Origin of the sequence: Actinokineospora baliensis (assembly GCF_016907695.1) — a bacterium.
Lineage (GTDB): Bacteria > Actinomycetota > Actinomycetes > Mycobacteriales > Pseudonocardiaceae > Actinokineospora > Actinokineospora baliensis.
On record NZ_JAFBCK010000001.1, the window covers coordinates 1,223,728 to 1,244,982 of the forward strand.

Below are 21,255 nucleotides of genomic sequence, written 5' to 3' on the forward strand. Positions count from 1 at the left end.
GGTCAATCCGTGAGGCCGGACAGGGCGCGGAGCGTCTGGAGTGCCTTCGTCTTCGTCTTGGACACTGTGGACTGGGCGATACCCAGCACGCGACCTGTCTCGACCTCCGAGAGAGCGGGACCGCTGAAGCCGAACAGGCACCCCAGGACTTCGCGTTCACGGCGGCTCAGGTGCGTCGACTCGAGCAGAGCGCGCGCTGTCGCGATGATCTCCACTCGCGCCAAGTCGTCGGGACCACCCGGATCGGACATCGTGTCGGCGAGGCTGTGGCGGTCCCCGGCCGCCGACTCCCACGTCTCTGTGGGGGCGAACATGCTCCGGTGCACTGCCCAGAAGGTCTCCAGGCGCCAAGCGAACCGCTGCTGGGCGTAGGTCACTGCCGCCATGACGTCGTACTCCCCGTCCGAGTCGGCGGTGTTGCGCAGCGCTTCGCGCAACTTCTGGGCCATCCGACCGGTATCGGTGGGGCGGCCGGGCCGTTGCGTGCTGGCCACGTTGAGGAGGTGACGCGCGATCACCCGTCCGATGTAGGTCCCGACGGTGCCCCCGTCGCCGTTGCGGATGACTCCGGCCCGCGCGTCCCGAATCAGCCGTTCGGCGCCTTCCTGGTGCAGGTCTTCACGGTCGAAGGCGGAGCTGCCGACGGCCCCGGCGGCGACGCGGTCCAGCTCGCCCGCCACCCGCAGGTACAGCGCGGTCTCGGCGGCGCGCTCACCGCGTTCGACCGCGGCGACCAACGCGTTTGTCTCGCGCGCGTCAGCGAACGCGTGTACCGCGACACCGTTCCCACTCAAGGCTCGGAGCATCGCGGGCATTGCGGCGGACTGATAGGCGCCGGGGCGGTGGCGGCTGAGCCCGCCCCGAAGACTGTCACCGAACGTGATCGTTCGTGTGCACATGACCTGATCTGTCATCCCCAGCTCCCCTTGACTGCCAGGGGCGCCCCCTGACCTCCGCCGACCCCCGACGCTACACAAAGATCCTTGCGTGGGGTCGAGTAGTTGACGCGCCGGTACAGCGCTATGACCTGCAAAGACATATGTCGTTGTAACGCTCCGATCCGATCGTTGATCGCCATCGCGGCCGGTCACGCTCGCCCGACGCGAAGCGCGCGCCAGACCTGCCGGTGCCTACCGGCAAGTAGACGGCCGCTCTTCAGGTGATCTATGTCTCACAAGATCGGTTGGGTTGCGGGTGCCGGTGCACGTGCGACCCCGCTACGTGATCAACGGTCGTGGTGTCCCGCCCCGTGTGGGCGCGCTCCGCGGCGACGGCATGATGCAAGGCGAGCTGGAGATGAAGCGCGGCCTGGATCGCCGCGACCCGCATACTCTCCAGGTGCGCGGAACTGTCCTGTTCGGCGCGCGCCAGCACGTGAGCCTCCACGGGCCGCGATACCCCGGTCACCACGACCGCCGGAACGGCCTGGGGGGTCTGGTCGGCCACGGCTTGAGCGATCTGCGCCCACCCGGCGAAGCGCTTTGCGCTGATGAGCAGCCGGGTCGCGATCTCGGGGAACGCGGCACTGCGCAGGGACGTCGTCATAGGGCCTCACGTTTCGTTGTGCACGCTGGCGGCCAGTTCCTCGGCTCGCAGCAGGTAGTGAATGGCGGCGCGGAGCACGTCCGCGTTCTCCTCGAGCAGCCCGATCGCGGTGTTGCAGGTCAGGCAAAGCAGGGCACGCACGTAGCCGGTGGCGTGGTCGTGGTCGACCGCCAGACCGCGCGGAAGTTGGGACTCGTGGCGGTCGCAGATGGCGCACCGGTAGCCCTGCCGCGCGCGGAGTTGGTCGACGGTGCCCGCGGTGATGCCGTAGCGCGATCGGTAACGCTTGTCACGCTCGTGGTCGCGGTTGATCAGCCCACGGGCAACTGCATCGACCCGCAACGCGGCTCGATAGGCGCGGCGGCATGGGACGCAGTAGGGATGGCGTCCGTCCGGGCGACTGGGGTCCTTGTGGAACTCGGCGGGATCGCGTGGGGTACCGCACCTGACGCATGTCTTCATGTCGCCGCCAGTTCCGCCCACAGGGCGGCCGTGGCCTCCGCTTCCCCAGCGGTTCGAGCCGACAGCCGCCCCGGCAACCACACTCGCAGTGGCGTTGCCGACTTGCTCAGGTTGCAGGGAGAGCACGCCGGGACGACGTTCCACGGTGCGTCGTCGCCGCGGTCGGCAAGCGGCCACAAGTGGTCGATGTGTTGGCTCCGTCCTGCGCAGTACAGGCATCGGTCGCGGTAGAGGCGACGCAGCCACGGAAGGTCGACGACCAGGGCGTGCGCCTGGTTGTCGCATGCGCGTGCCTTGTGCCCGCGGGCGCGCTGTCGATCGCGGTAGTTCGGGAAGACGCGCCATGCCTGGGCGGCGAACTCGACGAAGTACCGCACGGCTGTCGTACTCGCGGCGTTCAGCACGGCTTCGACCTCACACGTGAGTGCGGCGGTCGACTCGGGTAAACCGTGGAGGGTGTCGGCGCGTAACGCGGCGTGGTGTGCTCGACTGGCCTCGATCAACAAGCTGAGATCGCCGTAGCTCTGAAGGGTGGCGGCGCACTCGGCACGGCGACGTCGTTTGTAGAACTCACTCGAATGGTTGCCGCACAGCCAGAATCGCCTTCCCCGCTCTCCCACTACCGACCGGACCCGCTCCAGAGATCCACATTGGACGCACTGCAACCCGGCACCTCCCCTTCGTCTCCGCTCATGCGGGGGCGCCGTAGAGCGATCCCCAGGACGTGCCCCCGACCTGTAGATCGGTGTCGAGTGGCACGCCCCGGAAGTCGGCCACGCGCATGGTGCGTTGGATCTGTTGCCCGACCTCCGCCGCGACCTCGCGCGGGGCGGTGAACAGCACTTCGTCGTGGATCGGCAACCGCATGTAGCCCGTTAAGCCCTGGGCGTCCAGCTCCACCAGGGCCTGGGCCAGTACGTCGCGTGCTGCGCTCTGGATGAGGTAGTTCACCGCGGCGTAGGTCCGCCGTCGGTCCAGAGGGATGACCCGCCCGGAGGGTGTGACGACCTGACGGCGGCCGTAGTCGGCTCGCTCGATCAACCGGCGGGAGAACCGACGAACTCCCCGGTAGAGCTGGTCGTACTGGCGAACGGCGCCGGTCACCTCAGCGAGCGGTGCACCTGTTTGGCGTGCCAACGACACGGCCCCGCCGCCGTAGACCTTTCCAAAGTTGATGCTCTTCGCCACCTTGCGGTGGAACGGGGTGAAGTCTGTGCCGTAGAGGAGTCGCGCTGTGACGTCGTGAAGGTCCTGACCTTCGATGATCGCCTGCATCATCGTCTCGTCCTGCGACAGCGCGGCGAGAACGCGCATCTCCACGGCCGCGTAGTCGACCGCCCCCACGACCGCGCCGTCTTCCGCGATCACCGCCTGCCGGATCGTCCAGTCACTCGACGGGAGTTGCTGGAACGGCGGGCGGCTGATGCTCATCCTCGCCGTGCGTGCCTTCAGGCTCGCGATCTTGGGGTGGATGCGGTCGTGGGCATCACGACGCGACAGCATCGCGTCCACATAGGATGCTTGCCATTTGCTGGCGCGCTTGGCCCGCAACACGGCGTGCGCCAACGGGTTGGGTTCGCGCGCGCCGATCCTGGACCACGTCCGGTCAAGGTCGGCCAGTGGAAGCAGGACCTCTTTCCCGACCTTGAGGGCACCTTTCTCGGTGGTCTCGGTCAGCACCTCGCCCATGCCGGTCAGGGCGGAGGCGACCTGTGACGGTGAGTTGACCGACGTCACCCCGAACTCGCGCGCCGCGGTCGACCAGCGGTCCGACTCGCTCGCCAACCGTGTCCGCAGAGAGCGCAGATACTCCGGATCCACTCGGAGACCGGCCGATTCCATCTTCGCGCACACCAACGACACCGCGTGCTCGAACCTGCTCAGGCGCTGAAAGCCGCGTTCAGTGACCTCCCGGTGGAGCGAGGTGAACAGCCGGGACGTCAAGATCACGTCGAGACCGGCGTACAGGGTGTATGTCGGGTTGTCGATGGGGATCCGTGCCCACCCCGTGTCGGCCGTGTAGCCGAGTCGCCGGAACTCGGCGTTGAGGCCATCGGCGGTGTCGGGCGCCTGCGGGTCCACCCGGCGCGCACACAGCGACTTGAGCCCCAGTCCGGGGCCTCCGTCCTCGGGGCCTCGCGGATCGCACAGGTGGGCGAGTGTGGCTGTGTCGGTCACCCTCGCCCAGAGGTCGGACAGTTCGACGCCGGTCATGTGCCGGTCGGCGATCAACGCATCGAAGGTGGCGTTGTGGATGACGACGTGTGGAAGGGTCCGCAGAATCCCGGAGGCGACGTGTAGAGCCCGCCGTCCGTAGCCAGAAGGCACTGATGCGGTGTCGACGGGGATCACGTACGCGGTGGTCTCGTGTCCGAACTGGACTGTCCGGAGACGGAAGTCGGGAACGAACGCGTCCAACCCTGTGGTCTCGGTGTCGAACGCGATCGGCCGGTGGTGCTGTTCTGCCGCCCATCGCGAGACCGCAGTAAGGTCGTCATCGGTTTCGGTGATCCAGACGGTCACCTCTTCACTCGCGACTCGGTAGAGCTGACGCCGCACAGGCACCCCCAGGTTTGTGCGCATGGCAAACAGGCCGAACCGGTGTTGTTGCCGGTTCGGCCTGTGCCGCTTGTTCAGTCGGATTCGTCGGGGCGGGCGCGTCGAGCGCCCAGGATCACCACGCCTTTGTTGCGCCGCGTCACCCGGAGCTTTCGTCCTTCGAGCTGCTGGCGGAAACGGATCTTCCCCCAGCGGCGGACTTGTTCGACTTGTTCGCTCTCCACCCAGTCCTGGAAGGCGTTGAACGCGTCAGACAAGGTGATCTCGCCGCTCTCGTCCCGGACGAGCACCCCGGGCAGGAACCCGTCCAAGAGGTCCACGCTGCGTCGGTACTCGCGCACCGCGGCCATCACCGATTCCGGCTCGCGAAGCCCACCCCGGTACCACTCAGTGGCACCCCGCACGGCCCACGCGGCGATCCCCTGGGACTCGGTGAGCAAGTGCGCGGGCAGACCTGGGTCCTTGTCCGCCCCGAACTCACGAGTGAACGGGATCAGCCTGGTTCGGCGCCATACGCCTTCGTCCTGCCCCTTGATCTCGGGCTTGAAGTTGGTGGCCATCAGCAGCAGTGCTGTCGGGGTGAAGGTGAACTGGTTGCGGTACAGCTCTCGAGCGGTGACCGGGTCGCCTGCTGTGATCTGCTTCATCAGAGGCTCGTTCAGCCGCAGTCCGTCGCTCAGTTCCGACAAGATCCCCAGCCGAACGCCGCGTAACGCCGCTAGCGCGGGATTGGGCGCTCCCGAGTCGAAGTTTCGGGTGTAGGCGATCGCGGCTTGGCTCATGTGTCCGGTGATCCCGGCGAATACCCGCGACAAGGTGTTGGTGAAGACGCTCTTGCCGTTGCTCCCATGCCCATAGAGCAGGCCAAAAATGTGTTCCTGACTTTCGCCGGTGATTCCATAGCCGATCAAGCGTGCCATGAAGTCGGGCAGCTCATCGTCGCCGGGAAAGATCTCCGTGAGAAAGCGGTCCCAACGCGGGCACGTCGCGTCGGGGTCGTAGTCCAGATCGACCCACCGGGTTAGGCGGTCTTCGCGCCGATGTTCGCGAAGTTTCCCGGTCCGCAAGTCGACGGTCCCATTGCGAAAGGTCAGCAAGTGGTGACGGCTGTCGAAGTCATCCAGTTGGCTCGTGGTGAAAGTGCGTAGGTTATCCAGCGCCGCGCGGGTGCCGTTGTCCATGTGCATACGGCGGACCGAGCGGTACGCGGTGACGTAGTCCTCCGCTTGCTGCCGTTCCTCGCGGGTGCCGTTCTTGTCACCGCGCGGTAGCGACGCCAGTTCGTTGAAGAGCGCGTCGGCGACACGGTGGCCGATCGCGCGCTCTTGTGAGGGCACCATCGGTTGCCAGACGCGGCCGGTCCAGTACAGGAAGCCGACACCTTCGATGTGGACCGTGTCGCGCCCGACGACTTCGAGAGCCCTGCGCGCGTGGTCGATATCAGTCCCGTGCACCGGCCCCAGCCGTTTACGGCTTTGCCGGGCACCTGCGGCTCTGTCGCCAGCCTGCCACGGAGCGGCGTCACCGACAGCCTTGTGGAAGGCGCCGACGAACCGCGCCGGGTCAGCCTCCCGCCAGGCGGTGAGGTCGTCGGCACCGTCCGGAAGGCGTAGCACCCGTGCCGTGATGTTCAGCGCGGCGAGATTCGCTCCCAGCGCCCGCGTGAACTCCGCGCCCGCGTTGTCGTTGTCCCCGGCCATGATCACGTCGGCCCCGTCGGCGATGTTGGCAATTTCCCGGGCGGTCTGCGGTGATCGAGCAACCCCGGCCCCGCGAACCCACACGACGGTGTACCCGGTCGCGGCGGCTGCCAGTCCATCGCCTGGTCCTTCGCTGACGACGACGGTCGGATAGCTGTCGGGGGTGCGGAACACCCCCACGGCCGACCAGCGGCCTTGCTCGGGGCTGGCCAGGTTCAACCAGCGCCCTGGACAGTGTCCACTGAGGTCGCGTCCTTGCAGGCCGCGCGGCATCCCGGCCGCGTCCAGGGCTGGAACCACGAGCCGGGGAAAGCTGCGATAGCTGCGGCTTCGATAGTCCTGCGCGGGACCGACGCTCACCGACCCGTCGTCATGGCCCAGGCGCAGCGTGTGGGCCAGCTCCGCGTTCACCCCGAAACGCGTCATCGCGTAGTCGGCGCTGGGTGAGTCGTCGAACCGCGCCTGTGCCGCGCGCACATACTGAGCGAGCGCCGCGATCGCCGACGGCGGCAACTCGATGGAGGCCACGGAGGGAGCCGTGGGTGTGCCTTCGACGTCGAACAGGTCGGACTCGGAGAGGAAGGCGACGTCGAGAACGCGGTTCGTGGGGCAGCCCGCGCGGCAGTACACCAGCGCGCGGCCGTCGGCGGTCAGGCTGATGAACAGGCTCGGGTTGCTGTCGGTGTGGGCTGGGCAGGGAACCAGGAGACCGCCCTTCTCCGCAACCGCGGTCCCGGTTGTCCCGCCCAGCCGTTCCACCAGTCGGTCAATATGCACGCTGTTCCCCCATTCTCGCCTTACCGGGGGAACGTGGAATCACACGGCCTGCCCCCGGGCAGCGGACAAGACGCCTAATAGCTCGCGGATAGCCGTCTCGGCTTGCTGTGGCACCACGCCATTGCCGAGAAGCTGAATTACTTGGGCTCTGCTCAACCCGGGTACTGCGGTCACGAAACCGCTCGGGAGGCCCATCATCCATTCGTGGAAAGCTGGATTTGCCAAACCGTTGGGCGCGACAGGAGGCGGGGCAGAACGTGCGGCACCGCGCTCCCAGCTCGCTATGGCGTCAGACCACCTTCCCCAGTCCACACGCTCACCACGAACTCGCTCAGGTTCGCTCGCCCCTCCGCCGTGCGGCGTCGAGTTCCCGGAGTTCGATACCCGGCGCGCGTACCTTCCGACGCCCGTGGGGTCGGCAACCGCGGTGGCGGCGACGGCGACCACGAACAGCCGATCCCGAGTGTGCGGAGCGCCGACGTCGCTAGCTCGTACGCTTCCCCACGCAGCGTCAAACCCCAGCGCGGCCAGGTCTGACTGAACATCGCCGAACCCCTGCGATCGGTGCCCTGAGACGTTCTCCAAGATGACGAACCGGGGTCCAATAACGCGAATGGCTTCAGCGACAGCGGGCCACAAGTGGCGCTCATCATCAACTCCCCTGCGTTTCCCTGCGAGCGAGAAAGGCTGACACGGATAGCCCGCGACCAACACGTCCACGGGGTCGACCGATCGCCAGTCGACGTGTCGGATATCGCCTAGGTTCCGGGTGTTCGGCCAGTGATGGAGATAGGCCATCACGGCGGGCGCGGAAATGTCAGAGAACCATGACACGTCTCCGTCGAATACTGCCAGCGCAGCGAGATCAAGTCCGCCATAGCCCGAACACAACGACCCGATCCGCATCGCGCTCACAGCCACACCGCATAGACGATCAACCCCCAGACCGTCAGCGATACAGCGCACGCACCCAATAGATGGCGAAGCCTCACGTCACCAATCCCCCTATGTCGACGACAAAAGCCCCGGCGAGTGTCTGGTCAGACACTCGCCGGGGCGGCAGGGCAGCGTTTCAGTCGGTGTGGGACTCGAACCGGGTGAACTCCGGGCGGTGGTAGGACACGTCCCGGCCTGACTTGGTGGTGTACTCGACCAGCCGGAGCCCAAGATCCGCAGTCACGGCGCAGTCGGCCGCGAGCAGGGCGCGGGTGATGACGTCCAGGTCTTCCACCAGCGACCACGAGCCGGTGGAGAAGAGGAAGACGCCCAGGTGCGGCGCGTCCGCGAGGCGGAAGCGAAGTCGGATGTCGGGCTTGGGACCGACGCCCGCCCGCGCCTTCTCCTTGCGCTTGGTCAGCGCCCGCTGGCAGCCGCACGGCTGGCCGACCTGGTCCAACTCCGGGTGCCCGTCGACGTGGTAGACGCCGTCGCAGACGTGGATGGGACCGGTGATGCCGTAGAGGACCATCCGTGCGGTGAGGTCGGTCGGCTTGTCGATGATGACGCGAACCGACTTCGCCGCGGTCATCACCTCCAAGTCGTCGCTCTTGTCGGTCTCCCACACCCGGGGCTCGCCGCCGTAGAGCTGGGCGATCTCGGCTGCAATCGCGGGGTCGTCGGTGGTCACACGCCACTCCGACAACGCTTGCGGAAGCTTGCCAACGATCATCCCGGCCCGGAATCGGCCGACCACGTCGTCCATCGTCTTGTCGCGGGGGCGCGGCTTGGCGTCCGGGTCGGTCTCGTAGATCCGCAGCAAGGGCGGGTCCTTTCAGTCGTGGGGTCGGCGCGCGGGGACGAGCGGCCGGGCGGGGTCAGGAGGCGCGGCGCTGGCTTCCAGTGCTCTCGGTGCGGGTGTCGATGAGGGGGTGACCGACAGCGGTCACGCTGGCTTCCTTCTCCCACGCGAAGATCCGGCGGAGGTGAAGGAAGTAGTCGAACACCTCGCCGTCGGCGTTCACGGGGACCAGTTGCCACCCCTCCGGCCGGACGTGGAAGACCGCCGCGTGGGAGGTGACGGGAACGCCGATGTGCTCACCGGTACGAGTCACGATGCGATCGGCGTGCCGGTAGGCGGCCAGTTGCAGCGCGACACTGCTCTTGACCCCGGAGCGCGTCGTCTTGGTGTCGCCCATGACCACGTCGCCGCCGATCTCGGCGATCCAGTCGAAGCTGCCCGCGTACAGGTGGGAATCACTCCACACGGTGTCCTCGATGTGCAGGAAACGAGGCTGACACCGGTCCAGGAAGTCCTGGATGTGGTCGGCGTAGGGTTGGACGTCGGGGTGCAGCCGCGGGACCTGTTCACCGCGCGCCATGCGCTCGAACAGGTCGTGTACCTCCGTGCCCACCGACGCCGCTTCAGTGGTGTAGCGCCGGGCCGCGCCCTTGATCATGTCGATGGCGGCGGCGCGCTGGCCGTTGACGAGCAACTGGACCACGGCACCGACGTTGTCCACTGCGGACTCGGCAGCCATCTTGGCGTACCAGAACGTCAAGGCGGACTTGGGAAGCATGTCGATGATCGACGTCACGCCCGGCACGCGTTCGTGGGTCTCGGGGTCTAGGTAGTACCGCGAACCCGCGCGTCGGATCGTTCTGAGTGCTGACATGCCACCCCTGCCTCGTTGGTGTCGTGGTCGACACCGGGCACTCCCCCCGTGGGGGACCGGGCTATGCCAAACGTGACCCGAGTCACGCAAGGATCCTTGCGTGACGACCATGAGGGCTGCCCGCTGGGACGCACCTGACCCTCAGTGTGGGGGCGACAAATCAGACATGAACCCGGCAAGCTACACCGGGTCAATACGTCACGGTGACGGGTGCCGCGAACGGCCTCAGTGGGCGGTGCGGTCAGCCAGTCCGTCATAGCGGGCGTCGACGCGGGCCAGTGCCTCCGGGAGACGGTCGATCAAGTCCGCCAAGGCGGTCCGCAGGCAACGAAGTTCCTCGCCATCGAGTTCGTCCAGGCCGTCGAGTGTCAGCACGAAGTGCTGAGTGGATTCGGCCGCCACCACCGGACCGATCGGTGTCGACGTGAGAGCACCCTCGGCTGCCGCGCGCAATCGAGCTTGCGCGGTCTTGCGAAGTACATCGGGGTTCTCCGGCTTGATGCCGTATAGACGGCACTGCTCCAGGTATTCCTGTTCCGAGCGGCCTTCACGAAGACGGTTCCGAACCATCTTGGTAATGTGATACCGCACTCCGCTCATGAGTGCCGTGTTGCTTTCGTCGAATCCGACTTCTTCGTAGATCCCTTGAAGGGTGGTTCGATACCCTGTGGACCGGCCGTTGTAGTCTTTCTTCCCGGACTCGATGGAATATTGCTCGCGGAGGTCGACAAGTGCCGCCGCGAACTCCTTACGTGTCACGGCGTTGTCTGCGTCGAGCAAGGCTTGACCGGCCCGCGCGGCGCGATCACGCGCGGTTTGCAGCCCACTGTCCGTAGACACACGCACGTCCCCTCGACGACTCCGTTGCGATGGTGACGATACCAGCACGAGCTTTCCGGAGACCTCGACTTCGTAACGCCCTGGGTGATATCCCCAGGTCAGAGCCCGTCGATACCACGCAAAGATCTTGTCGTGGTATCGACGGGCACCCGGTTGACGGTCAGTCGCGGTCCGGGCCGTCGTCGCCGTCGGACGACACAGGCCGGACACGACGGTGGATCTCGGCGCCGGTGGCGACGACGATCGCGTACGTGATCCAGTCGGCCAGGTCGTCGACGTCGACACCCGCCAGCGCGGGCACGTAGCGCACCGCAGCGGCGGCCATAACACCGATCAGAGTCAGGGTGAGAGCGGGGAACCGTTCGAGCAACGCGCGCATAGCGGCCCTTCATGTCGATTATGAGTGCGTCGACCGCGTGAGTGAGGTCAGGAGTAATGCGGATCAGCCGGGCGGACAATGCCTCTCGGAGTCGAGCGGGCTTCGTTGGGAAAACGAAACGTCGGGCACCCACACCAGGCCCAGGTTCGGCAATGTCACAGCCCCATCGCCGACCAGGTACGAGCCCCGATCACCCCGTCCGGCACAAGTCCCTTCATGCGCTGGTAGGCGACTACCTTGGCCTCGGTGTCGGGACCGAACACCCCGTCCTGGTTCAGCCCGAACCACCGTTGTGCGAGCTTGACCGCCTCGCCGGTCGACCCCTTTCGGAGCGTCGGACGTCCCGGGCTCGAGTCCGGAGCCGGAGCAGTGCCGCCAGCGCCAGGAACACCAGGCTGCCCACCCAGTCCGGAGAGGATTCGAGTCCAGGTCGCCGGGCCGACGACGCCGTCCGCGGTGAGCCGCTGGGCGAGCTGGTAGCGCTTGACCGCGGTTTCAGTGGCGGGTCCGTAGATCCCGTCGACGGGCCGGAGGCCCAGAAACCGCTGGACGAGCTGGACGTCCGCGCCGGTCGAGCCGCGCTTGAGGGTGGGGCGACCTCCGGGGATGGGCGATGGCGAGCCCCCCAGGTTCCACGCAGCGGGGTCGTCGCACGCGGGCGAGGCGACCACCGACAGATGCACGTGGCGCGTGTGGGGGTTCGTGCCGGTGTAGGCACGCCAACCGACGCCGGGCGTCCAGATGCGCCGCGACCAGATGATGTACTTGATCCGTCGATCGCCGGACGCGATCAGGCGATCGGCGAGCCACTGGCCGTCGAGACCGCCCGCCACGTCATGGGTGAAGTCGCGCGCCGTCACCAGAGCTTGTCTATTGAGGACATACCAGGGGTTGTGGTCGCTGCTCCGGGACGCGTGCGCCGCGTCGCCGATCGAACCGTCGCTGATCTTGCTTCTGTGCGGAGCACGGGAGTTGAGTTGTGCCAGGAGAGCCTCAAGGGAACGCGCGACGCGCCAGGACATGGGCACCTTTCGGGCATGAAAAAGCCCCGGGGGACTCCCGGGGCACTGTGTGGAATGCGGCTATTCGGCGGTGTCTTCGCCGACTTCCTGATATCCGAAATCGCGTGGGGGAAGGGGCCAGCGGCCGGTTCCGGTCGATAGGTCGGGGAGCGGTGTGACCGGCGACGGTTCTTCGATCCAGTCCAGGGTCGTAGGCGGGCGTGGCATCTCCGGTGGAACGGAGGCGGTCATGTCGGTCTCACGTCGATCCGGGATCCGGCGAGCAGGGTCCCCTCCGCGCTTGCGCTCGGAAACGCGTTCATCGGGGCCAGGAAGGCGTATTCCGGCTCGCGAAAGTAGTTGGATATCTGAGCTGGGAATGTCTGGAACCACAGGGCCAAGGTGTTTGCCTGAGCGGCTGTGAACCCCTGATTCTGGAGGTCCGTGCGAAGGTCGGGATTGCGGGCGAACCATTCTTGATTCTGTGTGACCTTCCAATGGAACTCGATGTTCCCTCGCCGGGTGGCCGACACGACTTCCGTGTCTCGCCACTCGTCCAGGGGCATTCCGTGCAGCCAGGCGACTTCCAGTATGTGCCAGGCCCATTCGTTGGGCGCTGTCTTGCCGCTCAGAATCCAGCGGCGAGACTCACGCGATGTACCTCCCATGGAGGCGCGTAGGTAGACCTCACATTGAGCGGCGCCGAACAACTGGACATGGAATCTGGCGACTGCGACCGGATATCGCGGATTGACCAGTGCGGCGGAGTAGACGTCACGGTCTCCATCGGCCACGTAGCCCACGCGGGCTATCTGGGCGTCGTTGACGGGGAGTCGGTCGCGGTAGGTCACGCTACGCTCGCCCAGTTCGAGTTTAGCTATCCGCTCTCGGAGATCGTTGAACTCCGATGCGAGGGAAGGCGGCAACGTTGGATTAGCCATCTTCGCCGAATACCTCTCTTGGGGCGGCGGTGATCTGGATATCCTCCGAACCTGATTCGCCAACGGTCACCGCGAGTTCGGTGACCCGCCATAGTCCGGAAATGGGGACCAGGCCGGAGCCTCCTGCTACTGCGACTGCGTCGCCCAGTTCGATTTCGTCCAAGCCGATCGAGTCCGGATATAGACTGATGGTCGGGAGCACGATCGGAGCGCGTCCCAGGCGGACCCGCCGGTCGGCCTTCGATTTCAGCGTGTCGTATTCCTTGATATCTGAGTACGAGTCGACGGATTCAAGTCGCGGATGAATGGGTGATGGCGACCCTGAGCTTGCCCAGACCTGTTCCGGGCCGTCCCCGGCGCCGGTCGCGAAAGCGTGGGTGACGACGGACTTGCCACTGATGGTCGCGGATGTGATATCGCAGTTCAGGCCCTGCGCAAGCGTGATTTCTCGCGTTCTTCCCACGGCGGGGTACGCGATCTTGAACGTGGTGGTCAAGTCGTCGCCGCGCCACTCGGTGGTGAAGCTGAAGTCGAACCCGCCGTTCACGGCCGCCAGTTGCTCGACCGCACCGCCGATGGAGCTGTGCTCGCTCTGCTTGTATGTGCGGTCTCGTAGAACGCCCGTCTTCTCCGAGCCGAACGCGATCATCCCCAGCCGCGAGCCGTCGCCGTACTCGCCAGCGTGGCGCAGCAGCTCCCGCGCGATATCGGCTTGATCGACCTGGTCGAACCGGCGCGTGGCGTGGAAGCCGCGGAGGCGGAAGTACGACAGCCACCCTTCGCATTCCAACGTCAGCGTCCCGGCGGCGAAGTCCGCACTCGCGTCCCAGAGCAAGCCCGCCCAGACCACGCGCTTGTCCCGCTCCACGTAGAGGGCGGTCGCCGCCCCCGTGACGACGGTCAGCGCGTTGACGTGTCGTGAGCGGGTGTCGAGCGCGATGACGACGCTCGCCGACCCGGGGGCGTTGAGGGTGTTCGTGAAGGTGATCTTCTCGGCGGGGAGTTCGCCGTGAATGATTCCGGAGAGAACGTCTCGAAAGAGGACGCGATAGCCGCGTAGGGGCAAGCCCGGCCCCCTTTCGCGATCAAATCGGGTTTTGCCCCGCAGGAAGTGAGTGCAGGAACTCGACGCTGAATCGAGTGCCGCTGTACTCGCCAACACCCCACGTTGCCGTGGTGGAGTCGGCGGGTTGGGCGGCGCAGGACAGTCGGATTTCGTCGCCTGCTTTCAGCGGTACATCCTCGTTGGCCGTGATGCTGTAATCGGCAGCTCCGGATTTCCACATGGATGCCCACAGAACTTCCGCGTCGGGTGTTCCGCCGCTGCGGATGCGGTGAACCGCGAAACCAATACGCCATGCCGGTCCACCGGTGGCGTAGCCCAACAGCCAGATTCGATAGAGGCCATCGCGTGGCACGATTAGCCCGTTGGCGGAGGTCGTCATTCCGCCCTGCACTCGACTGCCCTGCATGGGGACGACCGCGTTCGTCGTCGTCAGCGTGTGGAACGCCGCCGTGCGCCACCGCCTCCCCTTGGGGACGGTGGTGCCCAGTTCGTCATAGCCGGTCCCGGTGTAGCGCTTGAGGGTGCCGGTCGTCTTGTCGTAGACGATGTGACCGACGAAGGGGGCGATCACCTCCGACGTCTGCGAGACGACCGGGACACCGCCCAAGCGTGCCCAGGCTCCTCCGACGTAGATCCAGGTCTCACGGGTGGCGGAGTCGGTCCACAGCTGTCCGGGCCGTTGGATGCCGGGTCGCTCCGCACCGTAGAGCGTGGGACCGGAGATGTACTGTTGCCCGCTGCTGTATCGGCGATCGAAGACGCTCGGGGCGGTGCCCTTGGACGCCGCGGGGATCGAGAACTCCGCGATCAGGTAGCAGTTGTCGACGTTTGGTCCTGTGGGGACAGCGGCCGGTGCGCCCTTGCGCACCTCCAGGAACCAGCGACCCGACTCCGACGCTGTGGCGGGTGGAACCACGTAGGCAACCAGGCGGTCGATACGGTCGCGGGTGTTGTCCGCCGGGTCGAGCGTGAGCGACGTGACCTGTGTGGACTCGACGAAGTAGACGCCGCTTTCCTGCGGTGGTGCCGGAATCGCCGCGCGCCCACTGGCAACGGTCAGGTCGGAGCCGGTGAGTGTCACGACGAAGTCGCTTACCCCGAACATCCCGGTGACGCTGCCGACCATGCGACTCAGGATTCGCCTTACCAGACCTGCGGAATACTCTGTCGCGTCGACAAAGACCGGCGGACTGTCCATCTGTTTGACGAGCACCACGAATAATCCCCCAAAGACGATCAAACCCAGGCGGAAGCCCACGAACATGACAGTTCGGCGCCGTCGCCCGCTGGCCCAGCGTCGAGCCGAAACCCACGAAAGGCGAACTCGGTGGTCCCGGGAAGACATTCGGGCCACGCGTCTTCCAACCCCGGTGTGAGGAACCGGGGAGCAACGCTGTTCAGCAGGACTTGATGGGTGAAGCAGTCGATATCGAGCCACGCCCCCGCGAGCAGAACGCACCGGAAGGTGATCTGACTCCCGTCGCTCAGGTTGATGATCTGCGGGTCGACTACCGGGCCGGAGATCCGGAACCGCGGGTAGGTGGCGAAGTTGCCCGCGTTGTCCACTCGGATCACGCCCAGGTTGGCGGGCGTACCGAACCGGACCGGGAACCTCCACGGCATGGCGACTCCCCCCGCCGGGGCGTCGGCGTTCGGCAGCGTGACCGCCGCCGTCAACGTCACCGGATCGAAGATCATCGGTTGCGCGCAATACAGCTCGACCGTCACGTGCGCGAGGCGGTGGGCGTAGGCGACGTCGATCGGTGCACTACGTCTCCGCACTCGCGCCGTGACGAACCGCACGCCGCCTCCGGCCACACCGGGAAACCGGAAGGTGAACGGCGCGTCCGGCAGCGTGGGCGAGAAGGCTCCCGCCACGCTGTCGAGCGCCTGGGCGAACTGGTGATCCGTGTCGGCCTGGATCTCGATGGTCAGCGTCACCGTGCGCGGCCCCAGGTAGTCGCGGCCCGGGACTTCCCCATGGCGGTGAAGGACGGTGCGGTCGGCCGTGCGCAGGGGCGGCAGGTCCAACAGACCGGAGATCTCGGCGAACGACAACATGGAGTCGGCGCCGATGAGCAGACCGCGGTACTCCGCCGTCCAGTCGACCAGCTCCGTCGCGGGGGTGGTCAGTGGATCACCTCCCGGGGTTGCGGATGGCCCAGGCCACTTCGCGGGCGATGCGGTGGGGGTCGGCTGGAGACTCGACGTTCACCGTGACCGCCTGCGTGACCGGCGTCGGCACGCGCGTTTCCGTTCGCTCCGGGACGCGGCTGACGGGCGCCGTCGCCACGGACCGGGGGCGGCTGAGCACCCCCATCTCCACGCCAGGAGTCGGCAAGTCCGTTCGCTCCACAGCGGAGGCGACGTCTCGAGCCAGGTTCGTGGCAGCGCCTACCGCTACCGCCGCCGTCCGCTCGATACCGACCGCGAGTCCCGGCGGGATCCAGCGGCCGATGGAGGCCATCACGCGCGACGGCGAGTGGATCCCTAACGCGTCCTTGATCCAGTCCGGGATCAGCGACTTGAAGAACGCGATGATCTTGTCCTTCAGCCAGCCTGCGGCGTTCTGGATGCCGCGCCACAAGCCCGACAGCAGGTCACCGCCCGCTCTGAGCAGCATGGATCCGAAATCGCCCAGCGCTCCGAGCAGGTCGCCCGGTACGCCGCGCGCCCACGCCACGAGCTGGCCCAGCTTGGCCTGGGCGCCTTCCTTTGCACGCCCGAACCAGGCGCTGACCTTGTCCGGGATATCGGCGATCCAGCCGATGACGTTCAGTACGCCCTGTACCGCTGATCGCACGGCTCCCGTGATCGCGGACCAGACCTCAGCCGTCCGCGCCTTCACCCAGTCCCAGTTCGCGATGATCAACGCCACCAGGGCGATCACGGCCGCGATGACCCATGCGACGGGTCCCATCGCCATGACCCAGGCCGCGGCCATCTGACCAGCTCTGATCAGGGCTTGGGTGCCCATCAGCACCCATCCGGCCGCGACTGATGCCGCAGTGGTGGCCATGCTGGCGACCATCACCGCCGCTGACGCCAGCGAGCCCGCGCGGGCGAGCGTCCACGCGCCGACGACCCGTGCGGCTTGCACCGTGGAGGTGGTACCGAGTAGCACCCACCGCCCGGCAGTCGTCAGCGCGGCGGCCGACTGTGCCAGTGCTGACTGGACAGCCGCGATCTTGCTCAGCCCCCACGCGGCGGCGCTCTTCGCGCCGGACACCGTGGAGGTGACGCCCCACGCCACAAGGGCGGGCAGAAACACCGCGGTGATCACACCGGCGATCACCATCACGAGTGTCTGGTTCTGCCCGATCCAACCCGCTAAACCCGACAGGACCGGAATCAGTCCCTGGCCGATCACCACGTCCACGAGCGCGACAGCGGGCGCCAGGTGGTCGGACAGCCAAGTCGCAGCGCGCTCGACAAGGGGGAGAACTCGCCCGCCCACAATGTCCACGAACGCCGTCGACACCGACCGTTGAAAGGACTCCAGCTTCGCGGCAGCGTTGTCGTGAAGCGACCTGCCTAAGTCTTCTGCCGCGCCCGCCACGTCCTTGAGGGCATTGGACGCTGGCGACAACGCGCGTAGGGCATCCAGGTTGGCAAGATCCTCGAACTGTGTACCGAACAAGGCCACGGCAGTATTGCTTTGCGCGATCGGGTCCTTCATCGCGCCGATCCCGTCCACGATTTGCTGGAACGCGATCTTCGCGCCTTCGCCGCCGCCGTGGATCTTGCGCGCCATATCCTCTGCGTTGAATCCCAGCGCCTTGTACGCGGCGATGGAACTCGCGGACATGTCGGTAGAGCGGATGTGGAACTCCTTGATCGCGTCCCCGCTCTTGTCTAGCGCGATCTTGCCGCCCTTCGCGGCATTGCTGAGCACTCCGAACGCCTCTTCCCCGGAGAATCCCAGTTCGGAGAAAAAGACGCTGTATTCGTCGCTGGCGTCCAACAGGTCTTCCCGCACTGCGGCGGGAACACCCTGAAGCCCCTTGGTGATGAGGTCGAACGCCTGGTTGGCGTCAGCGGCCAAACCGGTCTTGAGTAGCACACCGGACGACGCGACGGCGCGCGAGACCTCCAGGTCGAAAGCGGTCGCGAGATCCACAGCCTTCGCGGTGACAGCCTCCAGGTCCTTCTGGCTGCCGAAACGCCCGAGGGTCGACACCACCGCGCCGATGGCGTCGTTGACCTGTGCGAAGGACTCCCCGTAGCCGCGAGAGAACAAGGCACCGGCGGCGGCTCCGTAGCGCTGGGACTCCTCCGCGGTCGCACCGAGCTGGGCCGCGAGCTTCGACCCCAGTTCGGCGCGCTCAAGTGAGTCCCCGATTACGGCGCCGATGCCACCTGCGGCGAGCCCTGCGGCGGCGAACTTGGTCGCCGTTTTCGCGACGTCACCGGCGGCTGCTCCGAGCTTCTGGGCGAATCCGGCGATTCCGGCTTCGCCTTCCTTGACGTTCTGCAGGAGGTCTTGGACGTCACCGAGAATCGTGACCTTGATCGGCTTCGCCATCGCACCCCCTAACGCATCACTGGTGTCCTGGACTGAGTGGCGATAGGGCGCCTATCCCGGCGGGAATGCGCTTTAAGGTCGGCGTTCATCGCGTCGATGAGCGCGCGAAACTCGAAGACCTTCAACGCGGTGACGTCGCGCCAAGACAAACCCTGAAAGTGATCTATTAGGCGCGCTTTGGCGACGGTGCGCGCCGCGCGGCTCGATTCCCGGCGACGGGTACCGCGCCGCCGATCCGGGTAGGGTTTGCCGCATCCGCCGAATCGTCCAGGGTGATGCGAAGCCCGCGCGCTTGCTCGATCGTGTAGGTCGGGTCGTCGCGCCGCTTCATCACCAAGGCCAATGCCAGGAGGAACTTCCCCTTGCGGGCGCCCGGTGCGCCGATGGAGTCGATGGACGCTCCGATGACCTCTTCGATATCGTCGATCTCGCCCACGGTCAGGTCGTCGACCCGAACGCGCAAATGCTCAGTCATGGATTTCTCCTACTTGTCTGATCCGATCGCGCGATCAATGAGCGCAGTCATTCGCGCGCGGAAGAGATCTCGGTACTCGGTGGACTTCTCGGCGGCGGCGGTGAACAGGAAGCGCCGGGGCCGGATACCGCGCTTGGGCCAACCAAAATGGATGACAGCGGCGTACAGCGCCGAACGGCCGCGCCCGGCCCGGACGATCGCGGCCTTCTGGTTGGTACTGGGGGCGACGCTGGCGGACAGCGCTCCAGAGCGGCGGGGGGCGTCGGAGCGCGCCGCCGGGACGACCACCGCGGCGGTGTCCTTGTGGACTGCCTTCAGTTCCTTGGTGATCGTGCTGTCCCGCAGGCGCCGGAACGCGGCGATCAACTGCTTGTGGCCCTGTACCCCGACCTGGAACCTCAGCGGCGGCGGCATGGGTCGCTCAGTCCAGGTCGAGACCCGGTGTCGTGGGGTCATCCCCGGATGGCTCGACGTAGGTCATCGTGAGCGCGTCGGTCCCGGCGGTGAGCGGGTGCAGCACCACGAAGGGCAAGGACATGGTCGTCAGTTCGTCCAGGCTGGCTTCCGGGCTCTCGCCGCTGAACTGGATCGCGTTAGCACGCAACTCCAAGCGGGAGACGGTGCCGTCAGCCGCCTGGGTCACACCGGAGTAGGCGATGCGCAGTCCGAGCGTGCTCCCCGCGATGAACGCTTCGTAGAGCGCGAGCGTGTTGCTGTCGAACTCGACTTCCAGTTCGCCTTCGTACTCCGGGAACTCCGACCGCTTTGGCTCGCGTTTGAGCGCGGAAGCCCGGACGGCTCGCCGGTCGGTCTTCAGGCCGCGGCTGGCCTTCACCGACCACTTGGACACAGCCACTGGTGCCTCCGGGCTGCCCGGGAGGGTCAGGTACACCGCTCCGCGGGTCCAGTCGTAGGGCACGGACGCCGCCGGATACCGGACGGGCAGCGCCGCCGCCGGATCGCTGGAGTGGGTCACGGTCTGGAAGTCGAACGACGCGTTCAGCGTCAGCGGCGCTTCGAGTTCCTGGGTCAGCTCCCACTCGGTGACGACCGCGCCCAGGTGCCGGTAGGCGACGCTTCCGCCGTCGACCTTGGGGCGGATCATCTGCGCCGTCACCGACGGACTGGCGGGTGTGGTCGCCGTCCGGAATGTCAGTGTGGTTGGTGCGTCTCCGGCGCCGCCGGACACGGTCATCGCGTCCCAGCACGCCCGGAGTAGAGGTCCCGCACCGGAGTCGAGCATGTCCACTTCAAGTTCGCCTTCGCCGCCCATATCGACCACGCGGCGGCGGTCGGCGGCGAGCGTCTGGCGGCCCGCGCGGAATCCTTGAGACTCGATAGGTTCGCGGCTGGCCTTCCAGGAATCGGCCTTGCCTTCGTAACCATCAGTGGTTCCGGCCGCGGATACACCATATGCAGACTCCGCGCCGATCGAGATTGCGGCATCGAGTGCCACGAATTGTCCTCCAACGCCATTCGGCTTTGATGCGATTAATCAGGATCGGCTGGTCGCGCGGATCTTCAGCACGACGTCGCACTGTGCGGCCGGGCGGCCGTCGCCGGTCTCGCCGCTTGCGACCGTCGATCGAATCGGCCGGAGGTCGATCAGACCTGGTATGGACGCGGGGTCTAGGTCGTCGAGCGCTGCGGCTTCCACGAGTGCACGGAGGGCGTACACCACGTGTTCTGCGGCAACCGGGTCGCCGGGAGCTACTGCCACGACGCGCACGTTCAGCTCAGCTTCCACCGACGTCGGCTTGCGACGCCCCGGGACCATGCCAGTGGAGGTCATCTCCGACTCGATGGTGTCGACGAACCAGATTCCGGTGCTGCGTGCGAGCTTGCCCGGGTCGGCCCAGGTCACGTGTGTCTGCGTGCCGCTCGCGCGGGCGGTGAGAGCAGCGAAGAGGGCTTCCTTCGTGGCGAGCACCACCGACACGTCGCACCTCCGGTCAGAATGGGGGACGGGCGCGGTAGCTGTTGAGCACCACGTTCACTTCCGGTAGCGACGTCGGTCGCCACGCGCCCCCGGCCTGGGCCAGGTTTGTCTGGCCGTACTCGGTGGTCACGCTGGTGGCGCGGTCCGGGATCCGGGAGTGCAGGTCCACCAGCCATTGCCGGGCGATGGTGCGGACGGCCCACCGGATTGCGACCGGCGGTGGAGCCTGCGGTGTCCAGGACGTGCCGGTGTACTCCTCGACCCGTTCGACCGCGAACGCCCGTGCGGTGGCAAGGTCGTCGTCCGGGAAGAGAGTCGAGTCCCCCAGGCCGTCCAAGCGCCGGAGTTCGGCAGTGGTGGCGTACAGGTCCACGGAATCACCTCTTCTCGGTTGTGCGGGGCTCGACACCACCCGGCGATGGGTGGTGTCGAGC

Annotated in this window: 22 protein-coding genes; all 22 read right to left on the bottom strand. The window is 66.6% G+C overall.

The window, feature by feature from the left end:
• Positions 1 to 2: 2 nt before the first annotated feature.
• The 22 genes from JOD54_RS05620 to JOD54_RS05725 all read right to left on the bottom strand — a co-directional run bounded on the left by JOD54_RS05620 (position 3) and on the right by JOD54_RS05725 (position 21,194).
• Positions 3 to 794, bottom strand: a complete 792-nt coding sequence (locus tag JOD54_RS05620; RefSeq protein WP_204449511.1) for a sigma factor-like helix-turn-helix DNA-binding protein — start codon at positions 792 to 794, stop codon at positions 3 to 5.
• Positions 795 to 1,164: 370 nt separating this feature from the next.
• Complete coding sequence (locus JOD54_RS05625; protein ID WP_204449512.1) at positions 1,165 to 1,545, bottom strand: hypothetical protein; 381 nt, start codon at positions 1,543 to 1,545, stop codon at positions 1,165 to 1,167.
• 6 nt (positions 1,546 to 1,551) lie between these two features.
• Positions 1,552 to 1,887, bottom strand: a complete 336-nt coding sequence (locus JOD54_RS05630; protein WP_204449513.1) for an endonuclease VII domain-containing protein — start codon at positions 1,885 to 1,887, stop codon at positions 1,552 to 1,554.
• Positions 1,888 to 2,003: 116 nt separating this feature from the next.
• A complete protein-coding gene (locus JOD54_RS05635) occupies positions 2,004 to 2,411 on the bottom strand; it encodes an HNH endonuclease (RefSeq protein WP_204449514.1) in 408 nt (135 codons plus the stop codon).
• Positions 2,412 to 2,697: 286 nt separating this feature from the next.
• On the bottom strand, positions 2,698 to 4,572 hold the full coding sequence (locus JOD54_RS05640) for a DNA polymerase (RefSeq protein WP_204449515.1): 1,875 nt from the start codon (positions 4,570 to 4,572) through the stop codon (positions 2,698 to 2,700).
• Positions 4,573 to 4,640: 68 nt separating this feature from the next.
• On the bottom strand, positions 4,641 to 7,025 hold the full coding sequence (locus tag JOD54_RS05645) for a phage/plasmid primase, P4 family (RefSeq protein ID WP_204449516.1): 2,385 nt from the start codon (positions 7,023 to 7,025) through the stop codon (positions 4,641 to 4,643).
• A gap of 57 nt (positions 7,026 to 7,082) precedes the next feature.
• Positions 7,083 to 7,949 carry a DNA cytosine methyltransferase gene (locus JOD54_RS35935; protein WP_372440390.1) on the bottom strand — a complete coding sequence of 289 codons (867 nt, stop codon included), beginning with the start codon at positions 7,947 to 7,949 and terminating at the stop codon, positions 7,083 to 7,085.
• 166 nt (positions 7,950 to 8,115) lie between these two features.
• Positions 8,116 to 8,802, bottom strand: coding sequence for a recombination directionality factor (locus JOD54_RS05655; RefSeq protein WP_204449518.1), 687 nt, complete (start codon positions 8,800 to 8,802; stop codon positions 8,116 to 8,118).
• A gap of 55 nt (positions 8,803 to 8,857) precedes the next feature.
• Entirely contained in the window at positions 8,858 to 9,655 is a 798-nt protein-coding gene (locus JOD54_RS05660; protein WP_204449519.1) for a hypothetical protein, read from the bottom strand.
• A 225-nt stretch (positions 9,656 to 9,880) separates the two neighbouring features.
• Positions 9,881 to 10,495, bottom strand: coding sequence for a hypothetical protein (locus tag JOD54_RS05665; RefSeq protein ID WP_204449520.1), 615 nt, complete (start codon positions 10,493 to 10,495; stop codon positions 9,881 to 9,883).
• Positions 10,496 to 10,655: 160 nt separating this feature from the next.
• A complete protein-coding gene (locus JOD54_RS05670; protein ID WP_204449521.1) occupies positions 10,656 to 10,874 on the bottom strand; it encodes a hypothetical protein in 219 nt (72 codons plus the stop codon).
• 155 nt (positions 10,875 to 11,029) lie between these two features.
• Entirely contained in the window at positions 11,030 to 11,896 is an 867-nt protein-coding gene (locus JOD54_RS05675; RefSeq protein WP_204449522.1) for a peptidoglycan-binding domain-containing protein, read from the bottom strand.
• Between the two features lie 227 nt (positions 11,897 to 12,123).
• A complete protein-coding gene (locus JOD54_RS05680) occupies positions 12,124 to 12,726 on the bottom strand; it encodes a hypothetical protein (RefSeq protein ID WP_204449523.1) in 603 nt (200 codons plus the stop codon).
• Positions 12,727 to 12,808: 82 nt separating this feature from the next.
• Complete coding sequence (locus JOD54_RS05685; protein ID WP_204449524.1) at positions 12,809 to 13,882, bottom strand: hypothetical protein; 1,074 nt, start codon at positions 13,880 to 13,882, stop codon at positions 12,809 to 12,811.
• Positions 13,883 to 13,901: 19 nt separating this feature from the next.
• Positions 13,902 to 15,140 (bottom strand): hypothetical protein, encoded by a 1,239-nt coding sequence (locus tag JOD54_RS05690; RefSeq protein WP_204449525.1) that lies wholly within the window; start codon positions 15,138 to 15,140, stop codon positions 13,902 to 13,904.
• On the bottom strand, positions 15,119 to 15,943 hold the full coding sequence (locus JOD54_RS05695; RefSeq protein WP_204449526.1) for a phage tail family protein: 825 nt from the start codon (positions 15,941 to 15,943) through the stop codon (positions 15,119 to 15,121). Before JOD54_RS05695 ends, JOD54_RS05690 begins: the two co-directional genes overlap by 22 nt.
• Positions 15,944 to 16,019: 76 nt before the next feature.
• Entirely contained in the window at positions 16,020 to 18,407 is a 2,388-nt protein-coding gene (locus JOD54_RS05700; protein WP_204449527.1) for a phage tail tape measure protein, read from the bottom strand.
• 166 nt (positions 18,408 to 18,573) lie between these two features.
• Entirely contained in the window at positions 18,574 to 18,882 is a 309-nt protein-coding gene (locus tag JOD54_RS05705; protein ID WP_204449528.1) for a hypothetical protein, read from the bottom strand.
• 9 nt (positions 18,883 to 18,891) lie between these two features.
• Positions 18,892 to 19,296 (bottom strand): hypothetical protein, encoded by a 405-nt coding sequence (locus JOD54_RS05710; RefSeq protein ID WP_204449529.1) that lies wholly within the window; start codon positions 19,294 to 19,296, stop codon positions 18,892 to 18,894.
• A 7-nt stretch (positions 19,297 to 19,303) separates the two neighbouring features.
• The gene (locus JOD54_RS05715) at positions 19,304 to 20,338 is read right to left on the bottom strand and encodes a phage tail tube protein (protein ID WP_204449530.1); all 1,035 of its coding nucleotides are present in this window, start codon (positions 20,336 to 20,338) and stop codon (positions 19,304 to 19,306) included.
• 39 nt (positions 20,339 to 20,377) lie between these two features.
• Positions 20,378 to 20,821, bottom strand: coding sequence for a hypothetical protein (locus JOD54_RS05720; RefSeq protein ID WP_204449531.1), 444 nt, complete (start codon positions 20,819 to 20,821; stop codon positions 20,378 to 20,380).
• A 13-nt stretch (positions 20,822 to 20,834) separates the two neighbouring features.
• The gene (locus JOD54_RS05725; protein ID WP_204449532.1) at positions 20,835 to 21,194 is read right to left on the bottom strand and encodes a hypothetical protein; all 360 of its coding nucleotides are present in this window, start codon (positions 21,192 to 21,194) and stop codon (positions 20,835 to 20,837) included.
• Between the last annotated feature and the right edge of the window lie 61 nt (positions 21,195 to 21,255).

What these genes read in the sequence shown, in the direction of transcription:
- JOD54_RS05705 (WP_204449528.1), bottom strand. Translation starts at nt 18,882, where the DNA reads ATGACTGAGCATTTGCGCGTTCGGGTCGACGACCTGACCGTGGGCGAG.
- JOD54_RS05625 (WP_204449512.1), bottom strand. Translation starts at nt 1,545, where the DNA reads ATGACGACGTCCCTGCGCAGTGCCGCGTTCCCCGAGATCGCGACCCGG.
- JOD54_RS05695 (WP_204449526.1), bottom strand. Translation starts at nt 15,943, where the DNA reads ATGTTGTCGTTCGCCGAGATCTCCGGTCTGTTGGACCTGCCGCCCCTG.
- JOD54_RS05675 (WP_204449522.1), bottom strand. Translation starts at nt 11,896, where the DNA reads ATGTCCTGGCGCGTCGCGCGTTCCCTTGAGGCTCTCCTGGCACAACTC.
- JOD54_RS05700 (WP_204449527.1), bottom strand. Translation starts at nt 18,407, where the DNA reads ATGGCGAAGCCGATCAAGGTCACGATTCTCGGTGACGTCCAAGACCTC.
- JOD54_RS05670 (WP_204449521.1), bottom strand. Translation starts at nt 10,874, where the DNA reads ATGCGCGCGTTGCTCGAACGGTTCCCCGCTCTCACCCTGACTCTGATC.
- JOD54_RS05710 (WP_204449529.1), bottom strand. Translation starts at nt 19,296, where the DNA reads ATGCCGCCGCCGCTGAGGTTCCAGGTCGGGGTACAGGGCCACAAGCAG.
- JOD54_RS35935 (WP_372440390.1), bottom strand. Translation starts at nt 7,949, where the DNA reads ATGCGGATCGGGTCGTTGTGTTCGGGCTATGGCGGACTTGATCTCGCT.
- JOD54_RS05660 (WP_204449519.1), bottom strand. Translation starts at nt 9,655, where the DNA reads ATGTCAGCACTCAGAACGATCCGACGCGCGGGTTCGCGGTACTACCTA.